At 28.3% G+C, this 21528-nt stretch carries 20 protein-coding genes and 1 pseudogene; 11 read left to right on the forward strand and 10 right to left on the reverse strand.

Going from position 1 to position 21528, the window contains the following annotated elements; translation table 11 throughout:
• From CRV02_RS14000 to CRV02_RS14025, 6 genes are all read right to left on the reverse strand, one after another.
• A partial coding sequence (locus CRV02_RS14000) for a DUF3365 domain-containing protein (protein ID WP_129090866.1) occupies positions 1-1274 on the reverse strand: 1274 nt, incomplete at its 3' end.
• Positions 1275-2315: an HD domain-containing phosphohydrolase gene (locus CRV02_RS14005; RefSeq protein WP_129090867.1), complete on the reverse strand. Its 1041-nt coding sequence runs from the start codon at positions 2313-2315 to the stop codon at positions 1275-1277. It lies immediately after the preceding gene.
• A gap of 371 nt (positions 2316-2686) precedes the next feature.
• Positions 2687-3220, reverse strand: a complete 534-nt coding sequence (locus CRV02_RS14010) for a rhomboid family intramembrane serine protease (RefSeq protein ID WP_129090868.1) — start codon at positions 3218-3220, stop codon at positions 2687-2689.
• Positions 3207-3779, reverse strand: a complete 573-nt coding sequence (locus CRV02_RS14015) for a hypothetical protein (protein WP_129090869.1) — start codon at positions 3777-3779, stop codon at positions 3207-3209. The genes CRV02_RS14010 and CRV02_RS14015 overlap by 14 nt, the downstream gene beginning before the upstream one ends.
• A 5-nt stretch (positions 3780-3784) precedes the next feature.
• Positions 3785-6202: an endopeptidase La gene (lon, locus tag CRV02_RS14020; RefSeq protein WP_129090870.1), complete on the reverse strand. Its 2418-nt coding sequence runs from the start codon at positions 6200-6202 to the stop codon at positions 3785-3787.
• A 32-nt stretch (positions 6203-6234) separates the two neighbouring features.
• On the reverse strand, positions 6235-6906 hold the full coding sequence (locus tag CRV02_RS14025; protein WP_129090871.1) for an outer membrane protein assembly factor BamD: 672 nt from the start codon (positions 6904-6906) through the stop codon (positions 6235-6237).
• A 134-nt stretch (positions 6907-7040) separates the two neighbouring features.
• Between CRV02_RS14025 and CRV02_RS14030 the strand changes: the two genes are divergently transcribed.
• The 5 genes from CRV02_RS14030 (at position 7041) to CRV02_RS14050 (ending at position 10193) form a co-directional block, all read left to right on the forward strand.
• The gene (locus CRV02_RS14030) at positions 7041-7805 is read left to right on the forward strand and encodes a pyrroline-5-carboxylate reductase (RefSeq protein ID WP_129090872.1); all 765 of its coding nucleotides are present in this window, start codon (positions 7041-7043) and stop codon (positions 7803-7805) included.
• Positions 7774-8085, forward strand: coding sequence for a prepilin-type N-terminal cleavage/methylation domain-containing protein (locus tag CRV02_RS14035; protein ID WP_129090873.1), 312 nt, complete (start codon positions 7774-7776; stop codon positions 8083-8085). Before CRV02_RS14030 ends, CRV02_RS14035 begins: the two co-directional genes overlap by 32 nt.
• Positions 8069-8428, forward strand: coding sequence for a type II secretion system protein (locus CRV02_RS14040; protein ID WP_129090874.1), 360 nt, complete (start codon positions 8069-8071; stop codon positions 8426-8428). The genes CRV02_RS14035 and CRV02_RS14040 overlap by 17 nt, the downstream gene beginning before the upstream one ends.
• Positions 8425-8757: a hypothetical protein gene (locus tag CRV02_RS14045; protein WP_129090875.1), complete on the forward strand. Its 333-nt coding sequence runs from the start codon at positions 8425-8427 to the stop codon at positions 8755-8757. The genes CRV02_RS14040 and CRV02_RS14045 overlap by 4 nt, the downstream gene beginning before the upstream one ends.
• A gap of 110 nt (positions 8758-8867) precedes the next feature.
• The gene (locus CRV02_RS14050) at positions 8868-10193 is read left to right on the forward strand and encodes a Na+/H+ antiporter family protein (protein WP_129085714.1); all 1326 of its coding nucleotides are present in this window, start codon (positions 8868-8870) and stop codon (positions 10191-10193) included.
• Between the two features lie 25 nt (positions 10194-10218).
• Here the strand turns inward: CRV02_RS14050 and rdgB are convergent, their stop codons facing one another.
• Positions 10219-10809: an RdgB/HAM1 family non-canonical purine NTP pyrophosphatase gene (gene rdgB / locus CRV02_RS14055; RefSeq protein WP_129090876.1), complete on the reverse strand. Its 591-nt coding sequence runs from the start codon at positions 10807-10809 to the stop codon at positions 10219-10221.
• 75 nt (positions 10810-10884) lie between these two features.
• On the opposite strand from rdgB, the gene CRV02_RS14060 reads away from it, so the two are divergent.
• From CRV02_RS14060 to CRV02_RS14070, 3 genes are read left to right on the forward strand one after another with little or no spacing between them, the layout of a single operon-like run.
• On the forward strand, positions 10885-12198 hold the full coding sequence (locus tag CRV02_RS14060; RefSeq protein ID WP_129090877.1) for an MFS transporter: 1314 nt from the start codon (positions 10885-10887) through the stop codon (positions 12196-12198).
• A gap of 25 nt (positions 12199-12223) precedes the next feature.
• Positions 12224-12871 (forward strand): transglutaminase-like cysteine peptidase, encoded by a 648-nt coding sequence (locus CRV02_RS14065; RefSeq protein WP_129090878.1) that lies wholly within the window; start codon positions 12224-12226, stop codon positions 12869-12871.
• A gap of 10 nt (positions 12872-12881) precedes the next feature.
• The gene (locus CRV02_RS14070; RefSeq protein WP_129090879.1) at positions 12882-15104 is read left to right on the forward strand and encodes an EAL domain-containing protein; all 2223 of its coding nucleotides are present in this window, start codon (positions 12882-12884) and stop codon (positions 15102-15104) included.
• Between the two features lie 16 nt (positions 15105-15120).
• On the opposite strand, the gene CRV02_RS14075 is transcribed toward CRV02_RS14070, so the two are convergent.
• Complete coding sequence (locus CRV02_RS14075) at positions 15121-15435, reverse strand: hypothetical protein (RefSeq protein ID WP_129090880.1); 315 nt, start codon at positions 15433-15435, stop codon at positions 15121-15123.
• A gap of 356 nt (positions 15436-15791) precedes the next feature.
• Between CRV02_RS14075 and CRV02_RS14080 the strand changes: the two genes are divergently transcribed.
• The 3 genes from CRV02_RS14080 (at position 15792) to CRV02_RS14090 (ending at position 20483) form a co-directional block, all read left to right on the forward strand.
• The gene (locus CRV02_RS14080; protein ID WP_129090881.1) at positions 15792-18881 is read left to right on the forward strand and encodes an efflux RND transporter permease subunit; all 3090 of its coding nucleotides are present in this window, start codon (positions 15792-15794) and stop codon (positions 18879-18881) included.
• Positions 18882-18945: 64 nt separating this feature from the next.
• On the forward strand, positions 18946-19656 hold the full coding sequence (locus tag CRV02_RS14085) for a hypothetical protein (protein ID WP_129090882.1): 711 nt from the start codon (positions 18946-18948) through the stop codon (positions 19654-19656).
• A 59-nt stretch (positions 19657-19715) separates the two neighbouring features.
• Positions 19716-20483, forward strand: coding sequence for a TSUP family transporter (locus tag CRV02_RS14090; RefSeq protein ID WP_129090883.1), 768 nt, complete (start codon positions 19716-19718; stop codon positions 20481-20483).
• Here the strand turns inward: CRV02_RS14090 and CRV02_RS14095 are convergent.
• Positions 20480-21328, reverse strand: coding sequence for a methylated-DNA--[protein]-cysteine S-methyltransferase (locus tag CRV02_RS14095; RefSeq protein ID WP_129090884.1), 849 nt, complete (start codon positions 21326-21328; stop codon positions 20480-20482). The genes CRV02_RS14090 and CRV02_RS14095 overlap by 4 nt on opposite strands.
• Before the next feature lie 57 nt (positions 21329-21385).
• Positions 21386-21528: pseudogene (gene glyA / locus CRV02_RS14100) on the reverse strand (serine hydroxymethyltransferase); the annotation flags it as partial.

A 21528-nucleotide genomic window follows, 5' to 3' on the forward strand; every position in this document is an offset into this window, starting at 1 on the left:
CTTTTTAATTCACTTGAATTACTAAGAATATCAGAGAATCCAATTATTGCATTTAATGGTGTTCTTATTTCATGACTCATATTTGCTAAGAACGTCGACTTCGCCTCATCCGCCTTTTGTGCTTTTTGTTGCGCATGAACAATATCTGTAACATCTAATCTTATTGCTAAGAACTCTTCTATCTCATCATTGTAGTTTAAAATAGGCACAATAGTAGATGCTACATGATATGCACTACCATCTTTTGCTTTGTTTTTAATTTGACCCTTCCAAATTTTTTTAGCACAAATTGTTTTCCATAAATCTTCAAATACCTCACTTGACATATCTTCATGTCTTACTATATTGTGACTTTTCCCAATAAGTTCTTTTTCTTTATATTGAGAAACTTTTATAAATTCATCATTTACATAAGTAATAATTCCTCTTTTATCAGTTTTTGAGACGATTGCACTTGAATCAACTGCTTTCTTATATTGGTTCAATAGTTTAACTGTATTTTGCAGAGTTTGTGTTCTATCTTCTACTTTTTCTTCAAGTCTTCTTTTAGCATTTTTATGTTCTTTTTGTCTTTCAATAGAAATTACTGAATAATGGATTCCTAATATAAATATTATTCCAATCAGGGCTGACATTGTAAGAATAATTTGTTTACTTGTTAATAAAAAATTATCTTCAATTGGTATTGAAACTTGAATAACACCTCTAACATCACCTAGTTTCCAACTATTTTTAGGAGTATCAGCTCTTGTATTATGACATGAAACACAAGATTGGTCATAAAAAATATCAGCAATTGCTACTTTAAATACTTTTTGCCCATCTTCATTTATTGCTTTTTTATAGATACTTGTTGGATTATTTATCAAATATCGTAAAGACTCTTTTTCAAAATCACTTAAAACTCTATCTTTTCTATTAGGAAAAGGATAGTCACTATACATTTTTATATGCATATCTTTTTTTGTAACAAGTTCACTTAAATCATGAAGAAGTGTTGCAGGTAAAGGAATTACTCCTCTTTTATTATCATGCTCATAGTTTATTTCTATATCACTATTGTCTTTAACTTCTTTAATTACATGAGATGTATAATAGCTTCTAATTTTTTTTAAATTATTTACCATTTCAATAGATTGTTTTGTCATTTCATCCATTTTATTTTTATTTGAAAACTCTGGTAAAATAAAAACTATAAGATAAATAAGAGTTACACCTATTACTAAAATAGGTCCAATATATGGATTAAAAAAAGGACTGAAAATTTTTTTCATTTATTCTCCAAATGAGTTATATATTTCTTTTATTTCTTCTATATTTTTTATAAATAGATTTATAATATTGGGGTCAAAGTGTTTTCCACTCTCTTCTTTTAAAAGATTTAATGCATCATCCAAACTCCAGGCTTTTTTATAAGGTCTATGCGAAGTTAAAGCATCAAATACATCAACGACAGCTACAATTCTTCCGTAAATATGAATTTCATCACCTTTTAAACCTTTAGGATAGCCACTTCCGTCATATTTTTCATGGTGGTTTATAGCAATAATAGCTCCTGCTTTTAAGAATTCACTCTGGGAATCTTTTAATATTTCATAACCAATTTGAGCATGACTTTTCATGGTATCAAACTCTTCGTTATCTAGTTTCCCTGGCTTTAAAAGGATCCTATCTTCAATTCCAATTTTTCCAAGATCATGAAATGGAGCAGCATAAAAAATAATTTCTTGCTCTTTTTCATCTAAGCCACAAGCTTTTGCTAAAAGTTTAGAGTAGTGGGCAACTCTAGCAACATGTGATGCTGTTTCTGGGTCTTTATATTCTGCCGTTTTTCCTAAAATATACAGAGTTTCATGTTCTCTATCTATAAGGTTTTCCGTGGCTTTTTTTACTTCTTCTTCTAAAAGCTTGGCTTTATCTTCTATTAATAAAGTATTTTGATAGTTAGTTAAAAGGTTTGTAACTCTTGCTTTAAATAAAACAGAGTTTACAGGTTTACTTAAAAAGTCATTTACTCCTGCATCAAAGGCTTCTTTATGAATTGTTTCATCATCACCAGCAGCAGTTACCATAACAATAGGAACTTTTTTATTTTTTCTTCTAAACTCTTTTATGAATTCGATTCCATTAAGATTTGGCATCATGTAGTCAATTATAATTAAGTCAACTCTATTTTGAAGTACATGCATTAAAGCTTCAAGTGGTTCTGAAAAACTTTTTACATTTAGCCTTATTTCTCCACAAATTGCTTCAATTAAAAATAGATTATTTTCATTGTCATCTATGGATATAATTTGCAAATCTTCAAAATTCATTGTATGCCTTTTTTTAACGTAAAAATCATCTTATTTTATAGTTATATAACTTAAGATAATATTTTTTTTAATATAGTGTATCAAAAATGTAATATTAAGAAAAAATTATATTATATAAAACTCACAGCATTTAATAGTTAAAATTATAAAAAATGAAGGATCTATCATAAAACTTGAACCATGTAGACATTGTAAAAGGGAAATTGAAACAAAAAAAAGACAATGCCCATATTGTGGAACATTAAATCCTACAGTTAAAATAAAAGAGATTATTATAGGAATTGTTACTGTTACTATAGTGATGTATGGAGTTAGTTTTTTTATTAATTTAAATTAAAATAGATATTTTAAAGAAGAAAGTACTTTTGTAACTATCTTCTAATAGCTCCTATTAAAAACCCAATTCCAAGTCCAATAAAGTGAGCATACCAAGCAATTGGAAGACCAATAAGTACAGGCGCTACTGAGATAATTAAAACCCAAGTAACTATTGCTTTTCTTTGAAATCTATCTATATAAGCTATATATCCCATAAGTGCACAAATAGCACCAGATGCTCCAACTAAGTTTACAAAATTATCTAAATAGTAAATATATAAAAAGCTAAGAATTGAAGTTGCAAGTCCTGCTATAAAGTATGCTATGACAAACTCTTTTTTTCCTCTATACATCTCAATAGCATTTCCAAATTGATATAAAACAAACATATTCATAGCTAAGTGACCAAGTCCTCCATGGGCAAACATAGTTGTAAGAGGTTGCCAATAAAAGTTGCTTTCAACAAAATACATATTAAGACCTAAATATAAACTTCCATAGCTTATATTTGTTTGTACTAGGTACATAAAAATTGTTATTGCAATTGTGATATTAGTAAGTGTGAAATTAGATCTAGTTCTGAACATAGTTTTTATATACCTTTATTGAGCAATCAACTCGTTCTTTGATAGCATTTTTATACATAAATTTAAAATCACTTTGCATAAAAAATATCTCTTTTGAGTTAATTCTAAATGATGTTATTATTGTTCCTGCATTTAAGTTATCTTTGGAACTCTCTATTATTTCATATTTTATCTTTAAATACTTTTGTAAATCTTCTTTAGGGTTTATATTAAGTAAGCTTTTAATATAACTATCTACTTCAGTTAGTTTTATAATATCTTCAATTTTAGAGTTTTCTTCAAGTTTTAAAAAAGAGCCTTCTATCTTATAGTAACCCTTTTCAATAGCTTTATATGATTTTTTTACTAGTTCATAGTTTTTTATAATTACTTTAGTAGAAGTCTCTTTTTGACAAGGTAGTTTTTCTACTTTTGAAAGTGTAGTTTCTTCTTTTTTTTGTGGTTCGACAATAAAGGTGTTATATAGAACAATTGTTATTGTAATCATAACAATTGTCGCAAAGGTAAAAAGATTGTTTATAATGATACTATCATTAGGTCTTGTTCTTTTTACCTTCATTTTACTTAGATAAGAGTCTCTTTTAAAACATCTTCTATAGTATCTACTGCTTTGATTTCCATATTCTCTTTTACTTCTAATGGAATATCATCTAAATCCCTTTGGAAGTTCTTTCTTGGAATTAATGCAAGTTTCATTTTTGCTTTATGAGCTGCAATTAGTTTCTCTTTTAATCCACCAATTGGTAAAACCTTACCTGTAAGTGTAAGCTCACCAGTCATAGCAACATCAGATTTAACTTCTTTGTTACTTAAGATAGAAGCAATAGTTGTAGCCATTGTTATACCAGCACTTGGTCCATCTTTTGGTGTAGCACCTTCTGGAATATGTAAGTGAATATCAAATCTTTTATAGATTTCACTTGGGTCTACTTTTGTTTTTTCTTCTATTTCTTTTGCTGTTTTAGGAATTAGATTATCATCTATTTTCAGTTTTTTATTGTCAATTAAAAGTTTTACAACAGAGTAAGAAATTCTAGATGATTCTTTCATTACATCACCCATATTTCCAGTAACACTTAAAATACCTTTTCCTCTAAGTCTTACCGCTTCTGTTTTTAAAACATCTCCACCAACAGCAGTCCAAGCTAAACCATTTGTAACTCCAACAGAGTTTTTCTTTTCAGCTGGGTCTATTTCAAAAATTGGATTCTCTAGGAAATCAGTTAAATTTTTAGTTGTAATAGAAACTTTTTTAGTCTCTTTATCTTTAAGTAGTATCTTAACAGTTTTTCTAAATAGTTTTGCAAATACACGTCTTAGATTTCTAACACCTGCTTCTCTTGTATATTTTGAAATAATTGCTTCAATAGTAGTTTTAGATAATGAAACTTCACTTTTTTTAAGACCATGTTTTTCTAACTCTTGAGGAATTAAATAGTCTTTTGCAATATGATATTTCTCATTTGGAGTATAAGAAGAAATTTCAATAAACTCCATTCTATCTCTTAGTGCTGCTGGAATTCTTCTTGCATCATTTGCAGTTGCTACAAAGATACATTGTGATAAATCAATTGCAAAGTTTAAATAAAGGTCTCTAAACTCATTGTTTTGCTCTGGGTCTAAAACCTCAAGCATAACAGCAGTTGGATCACCTCTATGGTTTGCTCCAAGTTTATCAATCTCATCTAATACAACAACAGGGTTCATAGTTTTAGCATCACAAAGACCTTTTACTATTCTTCCTGGCATTGCTCCAACATAAGTTCTTCTATGTCCTCTTAATTCATTTACATCTTCCATTCCACCTAAAGCTACTCTTACAAGTGGTCTTTGTAAGGCTTGAGAAATAGAGTTTGCAAGTGAAGTTTTACCAACACCTGGAGGTCCTACAAAACAAAGAACAGTTCCCTTTGATTTAAGGTTTTCTATTTTTCTTTTTTCAAGCATCTCTTTTACTGCAAAGTATTCTGAGATTCTTTCTTTTGGTTTTTCTAAAGAGTAATGATCACTATTTAACTGATCTTCAACACTTTGTACAGAGATATCATTGTGAGCATAGTTTCCAAATGGTATTTCTAAAACATTTTCAATATAAGTTTGAAGTAGGGCACTATCTGGTGAATCTTGGTGCATTCTACTTAATTTATCAATTTGTTTTTTTGTCTCTTTATAACCATCTTTTGGCATATGAGGTTTAAGTTTTTTAAGTTTTTTCTTATAAGCTCTAATTTCTGAATCTTTTTGATTATCAGAACCTAGCTCTTTCTGAATAGCTTTAATTTGCTCTTTTAAGAAGTAGTCTTTATGAGTTTTTTCAATTTTAGAGTTTACTTTTTGAGTAATCTCTTTTTGAATTTTTAAACTCTCAATCTCTTTTTTGATAGTTTCAATAATATTTAAAAGTCTTTGTTCTAAGTTTGTTTCAGCAAATAGTTTATATGCTTCATCTTTTTTTACTTTTAAAACAGAAGAGATTAAGTCTGCAATTCTTGTTGCATCACTATTTTCTTCAATTGTTTTTATTAAGTCTGCTGGAAATTTAGAGTTTACAGCTGAAAGTTTTTTAACTTGTTCTCTTAATACATCAATAATAGATTCAATACTCTCTTTAGAATATTTATCATCTTCTAATGTATCAACAAGTGCAAACTCTGAAGTCTCTTCATTAAACTCAGTGATTTTACCCTTTGCTAAACCTTGGAAAAGAACCTTTATTTTACCATCTGGTAAAGATACTTTTCTCATAATATTTCCAATAACTCCTACATCATAGAAGCTATCTTTATCTCTTTTTCCCTCGTGACCTGGTTTACTAACAGCTACGATTACTAGTTTATTATGTTCAATAGAGTGCTCTACTGCTTTTAAGTTCTCTTCACTTCCTAAAAACAATGGAGCAATCATAAATGGATATAAAAATACTTCGTCTTCAACTATTAAAGGTATTTGTTGAGGAAAAGAATCATAATTCTCTAATTCCATATATATTAACTCCTAAAATCTATTAATATTTTTTAAAAAATGTTTTTTTCAAAAGGATATTTGTAAAAAGGTGTCTCTACAGGTTCAATCTCATTTTCATCAACCCATGACTCTTTTACTTTTTGGTTATAGTACTCAGCCGCTTTTGGCTTATCTATTCTTTTATATAAATCTGCAATCTCTTTATCTAAAGAGGCTTTAGCCATATATAATCTTGCACTCATAGTATTTACTAAAGGCATATATTTAGAGTTTGAAAATAAGTTTCTATACTCTTCAATCTCTTTGATTGTATCTTCGATTAATTGTTGATCTCTTAATTCATTTGAGAAACCTAAAAAGTTAGCTTTAATCTTTAAATATCTAACATAATCAATGTTTCTACTAAGTGCAAATCTTTTAATATATTCATCTAAATAGAAGTTTGCTAATTGATACTCTTCGTTGTCAATATGAGCATTTGCTAAGATTAAAAGTGCAGTTGGTATTAAAGGTGAGTTTCTATGTTCACTCTCTAAAGAAGTATATACATCGTCTGCTTCTTCTAAGTATCCAGTAGAAATCTGTTTAAGCATGTCATTATACCAATAAAGTGCAGGTTTATCATACTCTTGCACTCTTTCAGATTTTTGTGAACAAGCTGTTAACACAAAACCTAAACCAATAATTAATACAAAATTCTTGAACTTTAAATTGTTAATCATTTGAGTTATCCTTTTCATAAAGTAAGTATTTTATCTTATGTATCCTTGCTCTTCTCTTACTTTTTATTATTTTATTTTTCTAATATTATAATTAATTCGTTATAATAAATTAAATAATTTTAAAGGTAGCTAGTATGAAATTAACATTAATAGGAAATGGCTTCATGGCACAAGCACTGGCAAGAGGACTTGTAAATAACTTTGAAGTAGAAATTATTGGAAGAGATGAAAAGAAATTAAATGATATAAAAACTAAGATTCCAAATTTAGAAGTAAAGGTTATGAGTGATACTGAAAATATCACAGATAAGAATATAATTTTTTGTGTAAAACCATATGCATTACAAAGTGTTGCTGCAAGATTAGAAGGGCGAGCAAATATCATTTTCTCAATCTTAGCTGGTACAACAATTGATAGTTTAAAGAAACAAATAAAATCAAAATTTTATATTAGAAGTATGCCAAATGTTGCTGCGTCAGTTTTAGGTTCAACTACAACTATCACAGGAGATAAAGAAGCTAAAAATTTAGCAATGGAACTATTTAACCATATTGGAAAAGCAGTATGGGTAAATACTGAAAATCAACTTGATATTGCAACTGCTTTAGCAGGAAGTGGACCAGCATTTTTAAGTTTAATCGCAGAGAGCTTAAGTGATGGTGCAGTTAAAGCAGGACTTGAAAGACAAATTAGTAATGAACTAGTTCAAGGATTATTATCAGGATATGCAAAACTACTAGAGACTTCTCATCCAGCAATTATTAAAGATTCTGTAATGAGTCCAGGTGGAACAACAGCAGCAGGAATGGGTAAACTAGAAGAAGGTGCAGTTAGAGACTCTATGATTAAAGCCATCGAAGCAGCTTATGAAAAAGCTTGTGAAATCGGGAAAAAATAGTTTTACCTTACTTGAAACACTTGTAAGTGTTTTTATTTTATCAATTATCATAGTAGGCTTTTCAAAGGCTTCTTTCTATGATAATTTTGATGAAGAGTATATAATATTAAATAAGTTAGAAAATATGTTTAATATCTCTTCTTATGACTCTTCTTTTTCTACAAAAAATATACAACTAACAATAACTTTAGATGACATTGAAATTAAAAATATTAGTGTCAAAAAAATAGAGTATGAAGATGAAAATTTAAGGCTTTTAAAATATGAATTGCCAAAATAAAAAAGCTTTTTCTCTTTTAGAATTAATCTTTGTAGTTTTTATTGGTTCCATTGTAATTGTTTATTCAACCATTTATTCTAAAGAGTATTATGAAGCTCAAACATTAAATCAAGAATTAGCAATTATAAAACTAGATTTAGATTCTGCAAAGATAATAGTAGAAAAAAACCTTCCTTCATCAATAGATGATTTAAAGTATAGTGATAATACCTTATATTTTAAAAATAGTACTCTTTTAGAGAATGTAAACTATTATTCGTTGAGAAAACTTTCTTCAAATATTTTAGAAATAGAAGTTGAGGTAGATGAGAAGATAAAACAAAAGTGGGTTTTTAAACTATGAAAAAAGCTTTTACACTATTTTCTGTTCTTATTTTAGTTTTTATCTTTTCTATTTTGGCTGTTAAAATATATGAAGTAAAAAGTATAAACTCAATAAATATTATAAATAAATACAAATATATTCAAGCAAAAAATCATTTAGCATTTTTAGAAGAGTATATAAAAAGTTTGAGTGATTATAGTTCCTTTAAAAAATTAGCTATAGAAGATGAAAATTACTCTATAAATGCTTATGTAAAAGAAGAAATAAACTTTTATGAAATAGAGTTGGTCGTTAAAGCAAATGACCATGATATAAGAGTTCAAAGAGTAATTACAATACCAAAATAGAAACACTTTAGTACTTTTTTACAAGCTTTTAAGTAAACTTCTTCCTTAAAATTGAAACTTTCTTATAAAAATCATGTAATTTTTATAAAACTTAAAATGAAGGACGAAGTATGAACTCTGTAATAATTGCAGTTAGTTTAATGGTTTTACTATCTTTAGTAAGGGTAAATATCGTTATTGCTTTAATTGTTGGGGCAATAGTTGGTGGTCTAAGTGCTGGTTTAGACATAAATGAAACAATCAAAGCTTTTAATAGTGGCTTAGGAAATGGTGCAACAATTGCATTAAGTTATGCAATGCTTGGGACATTTGCTGTTGCTATTTCTAAATCGGGAATTACTGATTTATTATCAAATATGATTATAAAAAAAGTAGGAAAGGGAGAAACTTCTTTTCAATTTCTTTATATCAAATATTTAATGCTTACACTTATTTTATTAGCTGCAATCTCTTCTCAAAATATTGTACCAGTTCATATTGCGTTTATTCCTATTTTAATTCCACCATTATTACATTCAATGGCAAAACTAGAACTTGACAGAAGAGTAGTTGCTTGTGTAATTACTTTTGGTTTAGTTGCAACTTATATGTTTTTACCAGTTGGATTTGGAGGAATTTTCTTAAATGAAATTTTATTAAAAAATCTTGTGGATAATGGAGTAGAAGCTATTTCTGGACAATTGCCAATTGCTATGGCAGTACCTGTATTTGGAATGTTTTTAGGTCTTTTAGTCGCAATATTTTTTACATATAAAAAGAAAAGAAAGTATGATATTAGCAAAATCTTAGAAATTGAATCTGAATCAAAAGAGATAAACTATTTTCATGTGGCAATTGCTTTAATATCTGTTGTAACTGCTTTAGGACTTCAGCTTTATACAAACTCAATTATTTTAGGTTCATTAGCAGGTTTCATTATCTTTATTGTTGCAGGTGTTATTAAAGCTGACCAAACTCAAGACTTCTTTACAAAAGGTCTTAAAATGATGGGAATGATTGGTTTTATTATGATTGCTGCAAATGGTTTTGCAAGTGTAATTAACTCAACAGGTGGAGTTGAAAGTTTAGTATCTTCTGTTGTTGATATTATTGGAGATAATAAATCTTTAGCAGTTCTTTTAATGCTTATTGTTGGACTGTTTATTACAATGGGAATTGGTTCATCTTTCTCAACTATTCCAATTATTGCAACTATTTATGCTCCATTATGTTTACAGTTAGATTTTTCTGTAATGGCAACAATTACTATTATTGGTACAGCTGCTGCTTTAGGTGATGCAGGAAGTCCAGCTTCTGATAGTACACTTGGGCCTACATCAGGACTAAATGTTGATGGTCAACATGACCATATTTGGGACTCAGTTGTTCCAACATTCTTACACTACAATATTCCATTAATTATTTTTGGATGGGTTGCAGCTGTATATATTTTCTAATATAAAAGTAGGGTAATACCTACTTTTATAAAATCACATCTAAAACTTTTTTTGCTAAGTTTAAAGCTTTTGTTCTATGGGAAAAATCTTTTTTAGCTTCGTATCCTAGTTCTCCTAAAGTCTTATCAAAACCAGTTGGAATAAACATTGGATCATATCCAAAACCACCACTTCCAAGCTCTTTATTTATAACTTCACCATGCATCCAACCATGTACTGTATATGGATAACCTTTATATATAATTGCTATACAAGCTGTATAATAAGCAGGTGTTTTTTCTAAATTTTTTTCATTTAATTTTGAAATTAATTTTGCATTGTTTTCTTTATCATTTGCATTAACTCCAGCGTATCTTGCAGAGTAAATACCTGGTTCATTATTTATAGCAGGAACTGTAATTCCACTATCATCTGAGATTACAATTGCTTCTTCATCACCAATTTTTTCATAAATCTCTTGAGCTTTTTTTAAAGCATTGCCTTGAAAAGTATTCTTATCTTCAACAACTTCATAATCACCAATAATCTCTTTAAAAGTAATCACTTCTTCATTTGGAAGTAATTTTTTAAACTCTTCAATCTTACCTTTATTTCCCGTAGCTAAAATAATTCTCATAACTTTCCTTTTAATATCTTATTAATTTTATTGATATATAATCTCTGTTTATTTTAAATACATATGGGATTATATATGATTAAATCTATTTTACCTCTTAGTCTGATTATCGCACTTAGGTTCTTCGGGCTTTTTATTGTTCTACCTGTTTTATCAGTTTATGCTATAAATCTTTATGGAGCTACAACGACTTTAGTTGGAATTGTTATTGGTGGGTATGCTTTAACTCAAATGATATTCCAAGTTCCTTTTGGAGTAATGAGTGATAAGCTAGGAAGAAAAGGTACTATTATTACAGGACTTTTATTATTTGCAATTGGTTCAATCTTTTGTGCAATTGCAAATGATATTTTAATGTTAATGGTAGGAAGATTCTTACAAGGTGCTGGTGCAATTGGTGCAGTTGTAACAGCTATGATTAGTGACTTAGTAAAAGAAGAACAAAGACCAAAAGCAATGGCTACAATGGGTATGTTCATTGGAATGAGTTTTGCAGCTTCTATGTTACTTGGACCTACAATCTCTTCTTTTGCAGGTGTACCAACACTATTTTATCTAACAGCTGTAATTGCTCTTGTTTCAATTGTTATTTTAGTAAAGATGGTTCCTAACCCTCCAAAAATAACTCATACTTATAGAAAAAAAGCAATAGTTGGTGATGTTTTATTAAATCAAAATTTAATCAAAATGAACATAACAAACTTTTTACAAAAAGGTTTAATGACTTTTGCATTTATGATTATTCCAATGGTTTTAATAAACAATTATGAATGGCAAATGAGTGACCTATGGAAAGTATATTTACCAGCTATGATTTTTGGTTTCCTTGCTATGGCACCTGCTGCTATAATTGCAGAAAAAAAAGGTAAGTTTAAAGAGATACTTGCAATAGGAATTGTTTTCTTTGCACTTTCATATTTACTAATTGGATTAAGCTCTGGAACCATTCTTTTTATAGTTGGTGTAGTTATATTCTTTATTGGATTTAACATGCATGAACCTATCATGCAATCACTAGCAACTAAGTTTGCAAAGGTTCATCAAAGAGGTTTAGTACTTGGTATCTTTAACTCTTTTGGATATTTAGGAACTTTCTTAGGTGGTGTTTTAGGTGGTATCTTCTTTGAAGATGTTGGTTTAACTACTATTGTATACACTATTGCGGTTGTTTGTATTTTATGGATTGTTTTAATTTTAACTATGCCAAACCCAGCAAAGAAAAAGTTAATGTACATAGAATTAAATAATGATTACAGAAATAATACACATAAATTAGATACAATATCAGAAGTTGATGAGTGGTACATTAATGATACTGAAAATGTATTAATTGTAAAATATGATAATGAAAAAATAGACGAAGATTCAATTTTAAATAAAATCAAATAGTCTTAACTTCAAAAAAGGAGAGATAGTGAAAAGTAAATACTTGTTAATTATTTTTGCTCTCTCTTTTTTTATCTCTGTTATAACAGCAGAAAACTTATTTAATATCTCCTCAAAAAAACTTGATGCCATAACTAAAAAATACGGGAACAAAGCAGCTCAACGTGTGCAACTTTGGGATAAAGTTATTGAAAAAGCAAAAAATGAGGATATTCTATATCAACTAAAATATGTAAATGATTTTTTTAATAAAGTAAAATATAAAAGGGATAGTGCCCATTGGAAGAAGAATGATTATTGGGCTTCACCTTTTGAGTTTTTAGGAACAGGAGCAGGGGATTGTGAAGATTATGCAATTGCAAAATATTTCACTTTACGTCAACTTGGGGTACCTGATGAAAAACTAAGAATTACTTATGTTAAGTTAAAACAAAGAGGAACAAAATATGAGCAGGCTCATATGGTTTTAACTTATTATCACAAACCTACATCAACACCAATCGTATTAGATAACGTTAATAAAAAACTAAAATTAGCTACTAAAAGACCTGATTTAAGACCTGTATATAGTTTTAATGCTGGTGGTTTATGGCAAGCAAAAAACAAAGGTAGAACTTCAGTAAAAGTTGGAAAAAACAACTTGAAAAACTGGAAATCTATGATGAGTAGAATCTAAAGGAGAATCGATGTCTTTATCAAAACAGTTGTATTTAATTATTATATTTATATTCTTTGTAATATTTACTGGTAATTTTATCATTAGTGTTAAAAATACAAAAGAGTATTTAGAACTTGAATCACAAACAAAAGCACAAGACACAGCTACTTCTTTAGGAATGAGTTTAAGACCTCTAATTAAAGACAAAAATGACCCTGAGATAGAAACAATAATCAAAGCTATTTCAAATAGAGGTTTTTATAAAGAGATTAGATTAGAAGATAGTGATTTTGTTATTACAGACGAAAAACTATTAAGTACGATAAAAATAGATTATCCTGAAAGTTGGAAAGTTAAAAAAGTAAGTGTGCTTACAAAGTATGGAACTATTGAAAAAGTAGAGTTAGATAGTGATATTAACAACAAGTTATTAAAACTTGAAAACGAAGATTTAGATTTAGGCTTTGTAGAAGAAATAAGTAGAAATAAGTATAGATTTATTCCAACAGATGCTTTTAGTAATGGTGGAAAAATAGATTTTAAAGTTCAAGTTCTTGATGGTAAAAAACTACTATTTAAAGATGTAAGTTTAAATATTGAGAAAATAATTGTTCAAGAAAAAAGAGATGTAAAATTTGATTATGTTCCTTCTTGGTTTGTAGATATGATCTCTTTTAATTTAGAAGAAAAAGCAAGTGAAATCTCAGATGGTTGGAAAAAGTCAGCTGTAATTTATGTAAGCCCAAATCCTGGTGAAGCATATGCAAAACTTTATGAACAAGCAAAGGGTTCTATTACTTATGCAATTATTGCCTTTTTAGTTTCAATGTCGATTCTATTTGTTTTTGTACAATATATTTTAAGACCTCTTAAAACTATTGAGTCTTTAGCTAAATCAATTGCTCAAGGTAAATTTAAAACAATAGATAAATTACCTTGGACTACAGAAATAAAACACGTATCAATTGCAATGAATGACATGTCTGTAAAGATTGAGTCTATTATTAGTAAATTAAATAGAAATCTTGAAACTCTTTCAAAGAAACTATCAAAAGATGAGTTAACAGGATTACCTCTAAAGGCTACTTTTGAGACAGATATGAAAGAGATGTTTATTCAAAAAAGTGAAGGTTATATTTTAAAAGTAAAAATTAATTCTCTTGCTTCTTATGCAAAAACTCATACAAATAGTGAGATAAATAATCTTATTAAAGAGTTTGCAAAGACTTTAAAAAGTATTGAGTCTGTGAATAATAAGTATGTAAAAGCTACAGCTTATAGATTCTTTGGGTCAGAGTTTATGGTAATTCTTAGAAACTGTAAGTATGAAGGTGCTATTGAAATTTGTAAAGTATTTAAAGGAAACTTTGAAGTTTTAAGGGAAAAATATAAATTAGAAGAGTTAGCTTATATTGGTGGAACTCCTTTTAATAAATATGGAACAACACCTGAAATGTTAGAGGCTGCAACAGAAGCCTATGAAAAAGCAAAACTTATTGGACCAAATGAGTTCTTCTTAAGAGATAATAGTGATTTAACAAGAGATATGGAAGAGTGGAGAAACTTAGTATTTGATATTATTGATAATAAAACTTTTGAAGTAGATTATATTAATGATACATATAGTTTAGATAAAGAGAAAAACACTCTTTTAATGCAAGAAGCATTTACAAGTGCAAAAGACAAAGATGGCAAAAATATACCTATTGGTACTTTTGTTTCTATTGCAGAGAAGTATTCTAAAGTTGTAGATTTTGATAAAGCAGTTATTCAAAAAGTTATAAATCATATCTCAATAAACAATTTAAAAAATGATGTAATGATTAATCTATCACTACAATCTATATCTGATAATAATTTCTTACTTTGGTTAGATGAGTTAATACTAAAAAACAAAAATCTATCTTCAAAACTTATCTTCTCTGTTACAGCTTATGCTGTTGCAAAAGATGTAGATAACTTCAAAAGATTTTGTAATAGAGTTCATTATTCAGACTCTAAAATTATTGTTAAAAGATTTGAGAGTAAATTTATTCCACTAGATAACTTAAAAGACTTTAATCTAGATTGCATTAGATTAGCTAGAGAGTACACTACAAATATTAATACTGATAGTTCAAAACAAAGCTTTGTTGAATCTATTCAAGAGTTATCAACACTACTTAATATAAAAGTATATTGTGAAAGTGTTCAAAATGACGAGGATTATAAGTGTATTAAGAAGTTAAAACTAAATGGAGCAAGTAGATAGATTCTACTTGCTTTAATTATGCCATATCACAAGAAGTACAAGTATTGTGATATTGAAGTTCATCAATTGAACATACAACACATGGGTCATTTGAATCTACTTTTTTCTTAGTTGTATGATTTGAGTGTCTTGTTGCCCAATAAGATACATTACATGCTGAATCAATTGCAAGTTTATTTGCAATAAGTGTTGTAGCATGTCTATTTTTAGCCACACATCTTCTTACTGTAATAAAAGCATTATCTGCAAGACTATGAAGTGTATTTTCATCAGTAGTTGTTTTTGCTAACTTTATTAATTCTATTTCATCTAATTTATGTAAACTTTTCATAACTGTCAGTCCTTCTTTAGTTTGAATAATTTTAAACCATAATTGGTTACAAAAATTATATTATCAGGACTTACATATTTTGTACATAAGTAAAAAAATAATTTATATAAGTAAATTAATCAGTGTTTATTGAGATTATGGCTTTAAAAACTAGTAAAAAATAACTTTGTAATATTAGTAAAAAAATTATGCAGTGTTACTAAATAGCGCAAAAAAAAGAGCATAAAAATAAATAATTTATTATTTTATCATGCTTTTAGAACTTTAAAATGAAACTATGTATTAAAAATAGATAGAATATTAATACTGTATTAATAATTGTAAATTATAATACTTTTTTTTAATAAAGGTAATAGATGTTTGAAAGTTTTTTGAGATTTTTTGTTAATAACTCTAGAATGAACTATACGCTATTTGTATTAGTTTTTTTAGTTGGAATTTGGTCATATAATAATACAGCAAAAGAGATTTTCCCAAGTTTTGAATTAGAAATGGTATCAGTGCAAGGTTCATATGCTGGAGCTTCTGTTGACATTCTAGATAAAATGGCAGTAACTGAAATAGAAGATAATCTAAAAAATCTTGATAGTGTTGATGTTATGACAACAGTTATTAGCCCTGGTAGCTTTACAATTGTTGTAGAACTAAAAAAAGGTAAAGACAAATATAACGAAGCCAATAAAATAAAAGATATTATAACCTTAGTAAAATCAGACTTACCTTCTGATATGGATGAGCCTTCAGTTAATGTTTTAGATAGAACTAGAACTCTTTTAGATATTTCCCTTACTTCAAAACAATTAAATCTTGACCAGCTTAAACCCCTTGCTAGTGATTTAAAAAGTGATCTTCTTACAATTACAGGAATAAATGATGTAACAATTTATGGTGACTCAGATGAGTATTATGAAGTTTTAATTGATGATAAAAAAGTTGAAGCTTTAGGAATAAACAAAAGTGAACTATTTAATGCAATCTCTACAATTTCGTATATCTTCCCAGTTGGAAAAATAGAAGACAGTAAAAAACACTACTATATCTCAACATATAATGGTGAAAAAAATGCTGCAAACTTTGCAAAGACTCTTATTAGAGTTGGAAATACAAACCTATATTTATCAGATGTTGCAACTATCTCTAAAAAGTATGAAGATGCTTCAACTCTATACTCTTTTAATGGTAAAAATGCCCTATCGTTAAAAGTTGAACAAAATGATACTGCTGATGCCCTTAGGTTAACTGAAAACATTAAAGGAATGTTACCAGAGTTAAATGCACAAAACCCAAATGTAGATATAATAATTGCAGATGATAACAGTGAGAGAATTAGAGATAGGCTTAATATTGTAGTATCAAATATTTTACTTGGAATTATTCTTATTACTATTCTAGTAATGCTTTTAATCAACTTTAGAATGTCATTTATTATAGCAGTTGGTATTCCAACATCTTTTGTAATAGCAGCTGTTTATATGTATCTATCTGGTTACACAATAAATATGATTTCCCTAGTTGGGGTTTTAATTGCAATTGGTATTGTAGTTGATGATGCTATTGTTGTAAGTGAAAATATTCAACAGCATATAGAAGAGGGTTATCCTCCAAAAGAAGCAGCTGTTATTGGTGCAAAAGAGATGGTAAAACCTGTTACTGTTGCATCTATTACAACACTGTTTTCATTTTTACCAATTTTGATGATTAGTGGAACTATGGGAGAAGTTATTAAGCTTATTCCTATTGCTTTATCAGCTTTAGTTGTTGCATCACTTATTGAGTCATTTATTTTTTTACCTATTCATGCAGCTCACGTACTAAAAAATGGTTCAAAAGTTACATCATGGGAAAAAGCAAATAATATATATAACTCTATCTTACACTTTTTTATGGATTATAAAAAAAGCTTTTTAACAATATTTGTAATCTTAGTTCCTGTTCTTACTGTTTTAGCTATCTCTTCTTCAAAGTTTCAAATCTTTCCAAAGTTTGATGCAAGTGATGTAAAGCTTACTATAAAAGCAAATGAAAATACAAAACTTGAAGATGCCTTTGCAATTGTTCAGCAAATTGAAGAGGATTTAATTGCTAAAGATAATGAACTATTTATTAGAAGTATTGACTCAGTAGCAGGATTTAGAAGAGATACAGCAGGAAATACAGAAAGATTTCCTTATGTTATGTATATGACTTTAGAACTTCAAAAAAGAAAAGAAGCTAACTTCTTAGATAAGTATGTAACACCATATTTGAGTTTTTATTATGATGATGAAGGGCGAACAAGAACATTAAGTTCAAGGGAAATTGCTAAGAAGTTAAAGAAACATATACTTGATGCAAAGTATAAAGAAAAATTTAATTTAGAAGAAATAGCAGTTGCAGAAAGAAAAGTTGGTCCTGTAAAAGCAGATATTAAAATAGGGCTTGTATCAAATGACAACCAAAAGATTATAGCTTCAATTGAGAAGTTAGAAAATGCATTAAAAGAGTTAAATGGTATTAAGTCTGTAGCAAACTCATTGAAGTTTGGTATTGATGAAATAAAATTAAAAGTAAATAACTATGGTCAACAACTAGGACTTGATGAGGCATATATAGGTTCATATCTTTCAAATATGTATTTACTAAAGAAAAAAGGTGTTACCTTTGATGCAAACTCAATGCTAGATATCAAAATCCAAAGTATAAATAAAGATGATTATGAAGTTTTCAAAACTACGCAAATACCTCTTTCTGATGGAACTTTTGTAGCGCTAAACCAAGTAGCTGAATTCAGAGTAATAAAAGGCTTTGAGCAACTTATTAAAGACAATGCTTTAAAGAACTTCTATGTATATGGACAAGTTGACCCTGATATTTTAACAGCAGGGGAAGCCATAGAAAAAGTAAAACCAATTTTAGATGAAATAGAAAAAAGTGGAATTAAACTAGTATTTAAAGGTGAAGAAGAGAAGAAAAAAGATTTAAAGAATGATATGATTTTAGCAAGTGGACTAGCTATTGTGTTAATCATGCTTGCAATGCTTTATTTGTTTAACTCTTTTAGGGAAACTTTTATTTTAATGTCAATTATTCCTTTCTCTATCTTGGGAGTTTTAATAGGTCATAAAATAATGGGACTTAACCTTTCTATGCCATCTGTTATTGGTATGTTAGGACTTGCAGGAGTTGTTATTAATGATGGAATTATTATGATGACATATTTAAAGAAAGCAAAAACTTTACACGAAGTATTTATAAGAGCAACAAAAAGATTTAGACCAATTATTCTTACAACAATAACAACTTTAATAGGAATGAGTTCATTAATCTTCTTCCCTACAGGACAAGCTGTTATTTTCCAACCAATTGCCATAGGACTTGGTTTTGGACTTTTATGGGGAACAATTTTAAATCTTATTTATCTTCCTGTAATTTACTCAATCTCTCATAAACTAAAAAAAGATAGTTAAGACAAGATTTAAGAGAATAAAAATATAATGAACTAAAATATTTTTACTCTCTTAAAGGAAAAAAATGCAACTTTCACCAGCTTATGAAAAACACATTGAAATAGTAAAAGAGCTTAAAGACCATAGTGATTTTACTAATAGTAGGGCTGAATACAAAGATGATTTTGAAAAGATATATTCTGAAGCAAAAGAAGAGAAAGTAAATCTTTCAAATGCAAAAGATTTTTTAAACTCTCTTAGTGAAGAGGAGCTATCAACTATTCAACACTATGTAGGATTAGCGGAACCTATAAAAACAGGTTCTTTATCAAATGAAGGTGCTTATAATCTACTAGTTCATCACTATGAAAGGTTTGATTTTGACCAAAATGGTTTGGTAGATGTAGGTTTAGCTCAAACAAGAAATATGATTCCTGTAAATATGCCTGAAACTGAAAAAAGAGCTTTAGTTGCCTCTTTAAATGAGATGGAAGAGGGTGATAGATTTAAAGCTATGTTTTTAATAAGTTTACCTGATAGAATAGTTATTGATGAGAATGGTGAATTTAAACCTGCATATAATGATACCATTAAAGATTATAATACTATTTTAGAGATGTTTGATAGGATATTAAACCCTGACCCAATGTCATATACTTCTCCTGAGTTAAAATCAGTTTTCTCAAAATTTAAAGATCTTTTTGAAAAACATTATGAAGAACAAAAAGAGTTAGAAAACTCTTATCAAGTACAGTCAAATACAAGTACACAAGCTATAAAAGCAAAACTCTCTTAAAAAGTAACATCGATTAATTTAAATAGTGCTATAATTTTTCCTTTTAAGGAAATAGCACTATGGAATTTTTAGATGATATAACTACCACTTGGATTTTAATTTTTATTTTAACAGGTTTTATAGCAGGATATATTGATGCAATTGCAGGTGGTGGTGGAATGATTCAAGTTCCAGTTCTACTATTCTCTGGTATTCCTCCTATTTATGTACTTGCTTGTAATAAAGTAGCTTCTGTATTAGGTGTTTCAACTGCAACAATTAAATACGCACTTAGTAAAAAGATATCATGGAAAGTTGTATCAGTTGCAATTATTCCTTGTCTTATAGCTTCATATATTGGAAGTTCATTAGTTATGTATGTTCCTGATACTATTATTCAATGGGCTATTTTATTAGCAATTCCTGTTGCACTTTTTTTTATGTTAAAAAAGAGTAAAACAATAAAAGAAGAAAAAACCCAAGTAAATAATAAAAATATCATACTTTCTACTGCTCCAATAGGTTTTTATGATGGATTACTTGGACCTGGAACGGGAACATATCTTACTATCTCTATGAAGAAGTTTTTGCATCTTGATTATTTAGTTTCTACTGCTTCTACAAAGCCTTTAAACTTTGCTACCAATGTAGGTTCTGTATTTGCATTTTTCTTTGCAGGTAAGATTCTTTGGTTAATAGCTATTCCTATGGGATTAGCAAATGTAGCTGGTTCTTATGTGGGGAGTCACTATGCTATAAAAGGTGGTGAAGAGTTTATTAAAAAAGTACTAATAACTGTACTTATTTTTATGCTTTTAGCAAATGTGATTAAGATAATAGTTTCTTAATCATTTTTGTTTTTTAAAGCCTCATAGGCTACAAGAATTTTCTTTCTTTCTATTCCCCATCTATATCCAGTCATAGCACCAGATTTTCCTAAAACCCTATGACATGGAATTAAAAAACCAATAGGATTCGAACCAATAGCACTAGCAACTGCTCTTACAGCTTTTGGTTTATCAAGATACTTTGCTACATCAGAGTATGTGGCAATAGAACCATCAGGAATATTTATTAAAGCTTTCCAAACATTAATTTGAAAGTTTGTACCTTTTACATAAAGGTTAAACTTTTTATCTTTTTCTATGAAAATACTATTTAAAACTTCATCTGCTTTTTTATTATCTTCTTTTAAATTTGCTTTTGCCCAAACCTCTTTAAATCTTGTATAAACTGACTCTTTTGAAGCTTCATCATAAAAACCTAAATAGCAAATACCTCTTTTTGTAATTGCAACTATTGCATTTCCAAAAGGAGTGTTTCCAAAACCATAGGTTATCTCTACATTTTCACCTAAACTTTTGTACTCTTTAGGCGTTACACCAATAATATTTACAAATAAGTCATGTAGTCTACTAGAACTAGATAGCCCAATATCTAAGGCACTGTCTAAAATAGATTTTGATTCTTTTAAATGCTCTTTTGCATAGTTTAAAGTTACAGATTGTAGAAATTGTATGGGAGTCACACCAACATACTCTTTGAATACTCTTATAAGATGGTATTTACTCATACCAATATATTTTGCAATTGTGTCTATTGAGGGTTGGTCTTTGAAGTTTTCATCAATATATTTTATTACTTCTTCGATTTTTTTATAATTTTCATTTTTCTCTAAAAGTTTGTTTTCCATAAAATACCTTGATGTTGTATGTTAAAGTGGTATTATACCACTTTAACACTCAAAATATTAATAAGTAGAATTGTTGTAGATAACAAAGTTGTTAGCTAAATCTTTAAGCTCACCCTTGATTTGTTCTTGTAAATCAGTATTATTAATATCATCTAAAATATCAGCAATCTTATTAGCAATGAATTCAAACTCTTTCTCTT

It is taken from the genome of Arcobacter sp. CECT 8989, from assembly GCF_004116715.1.
Lineage (GTDB): Bacteria > Campylobacterota > Campylobacteria > Campylobacterales > Arcobacteraceae > Halarcobacter.

Bases quoted from the DNA above. Each gene is read 5' to 3' on its own strand.
- CRV02_RS14005 (WP_129090867.1), bottom strand. From the start codon at position 2,315: ATGAATTTTGAAGATTTGCAAATTATATCCATAGATGACAATGAAAAT.
- CRV02_RS14010 (WP_129090868.1), bottom strand. From the start codon at position 3,220: ATGTTCAGAACTAGATCTAATTTCACACTTACTAATATCACAATTGCA.
- CRV02_RS14015 (WP_129090869.1), bottom strand. From the start codon at position 3,779: ATGAAGGTAAAAAGAACAAGACCTAATGATAGTATCATTATAAACAAT.
- lon (WP_129090870.1), bottom strand. From the start codon at position 6,202: ATGGAATTAGAGAATTATGATTCTTTTCCTCAACAAATACCTTTAATA.
- CRV02_RS14025 (WP_129090871.1), bottom strand. From the start codon at position 6,906: ATGATTAACAATTTAAAGTTCAAGAATTTTGTATTAATTATTGGTTTA.
- CRV02_RS14030 (WP_129090872.1), top strand. From the start codon at position 7,041: ATGAAATTAACATTAATAGGAAATGGCTTCATGGCACAAGCACTGGCA.
- CRV02_RS14035 (WP_129090873.1), top strand. From the start codon at position 7,774: ATGAAAAAGCTTGTGAAATCGGGAAAAAATAGTTTTACCTTACTTGAA.
- CRV02_RS14040 (WP_129090874.1), top strand. From the start codon at position 8,069: ATGAATTGCCAAAATAAAAAAGCTTTTTCTCTTTTAGAATTAATCTTT.
- CRV02_RS14045 (WP_129090875.1), top strand. From the start codon at position 8,425: ATGAAAAAAGCTTTTACACTATTTTCTGTTCTTATTTTAGTTTTTATC.
- CRV02_RS14050 (WP_129085714.1), top strand. From the start codon at position 8,868: ATGAACTCTGTAATAATTGCAGTTAGTTTAATGGTTTTACTATCTTTA.
- rdgB (WP_129090876.1), bottom strand. From the start codon at position 10,809: ATGAGAATTATTTTAGCTACGGGAAATAAAGGTAAGATTGAAGAGTTT.
- CRV02_RS14060 (WP_129090877.1), top strand. From the start codon at position 10,885: ATGATTAAATCTATTTTACCTCTTAGTCTGATTATCGCACTTAGGTTC.
- CRV02_RS14070 (WP_129090879.1), top strand. From the start codon at position 12,882: ATGTCTTTATCAAAACAGTTGTATTTAATTATTATATTTATATTCTTT.
- CRV02_RS14075 (WP_129090880.1), bottom strand. From the start codon at position 15,435: ATGAAAAGTTTACATAAATTAGATGAAATAGAATTAATAAAGTTAGCA.
- CRV02_RS14080 (WP_129090881.1), top strand. From the start codon at position 15,792: ATGTTTGAAAGTTTTTTGAGATTTTTTGTTAATAACTCTAGAATGAAC.
- CRV02_RS14085 (WP_129090882.1), top strand. From the start codon at position 18,946: ATGCAACTTTCACCAGCTTATGAAAAACACATTGAAATAGTAAAAGAG.
- CRV02_RS14090 (WP_129090883.1), top strand. From the start codon at position 19,716: ATGGAATTTTTAGATGATATAACTACCACTTGGATTTTAATTTTTATT.
- CRV02_RS14095 (WP_129090884.1), bottom strand. From the start codon at position 21,328: ATGGAAAACAAACTTTTAGAGAAAAATGAAAATTATAAAAAAATCGAA.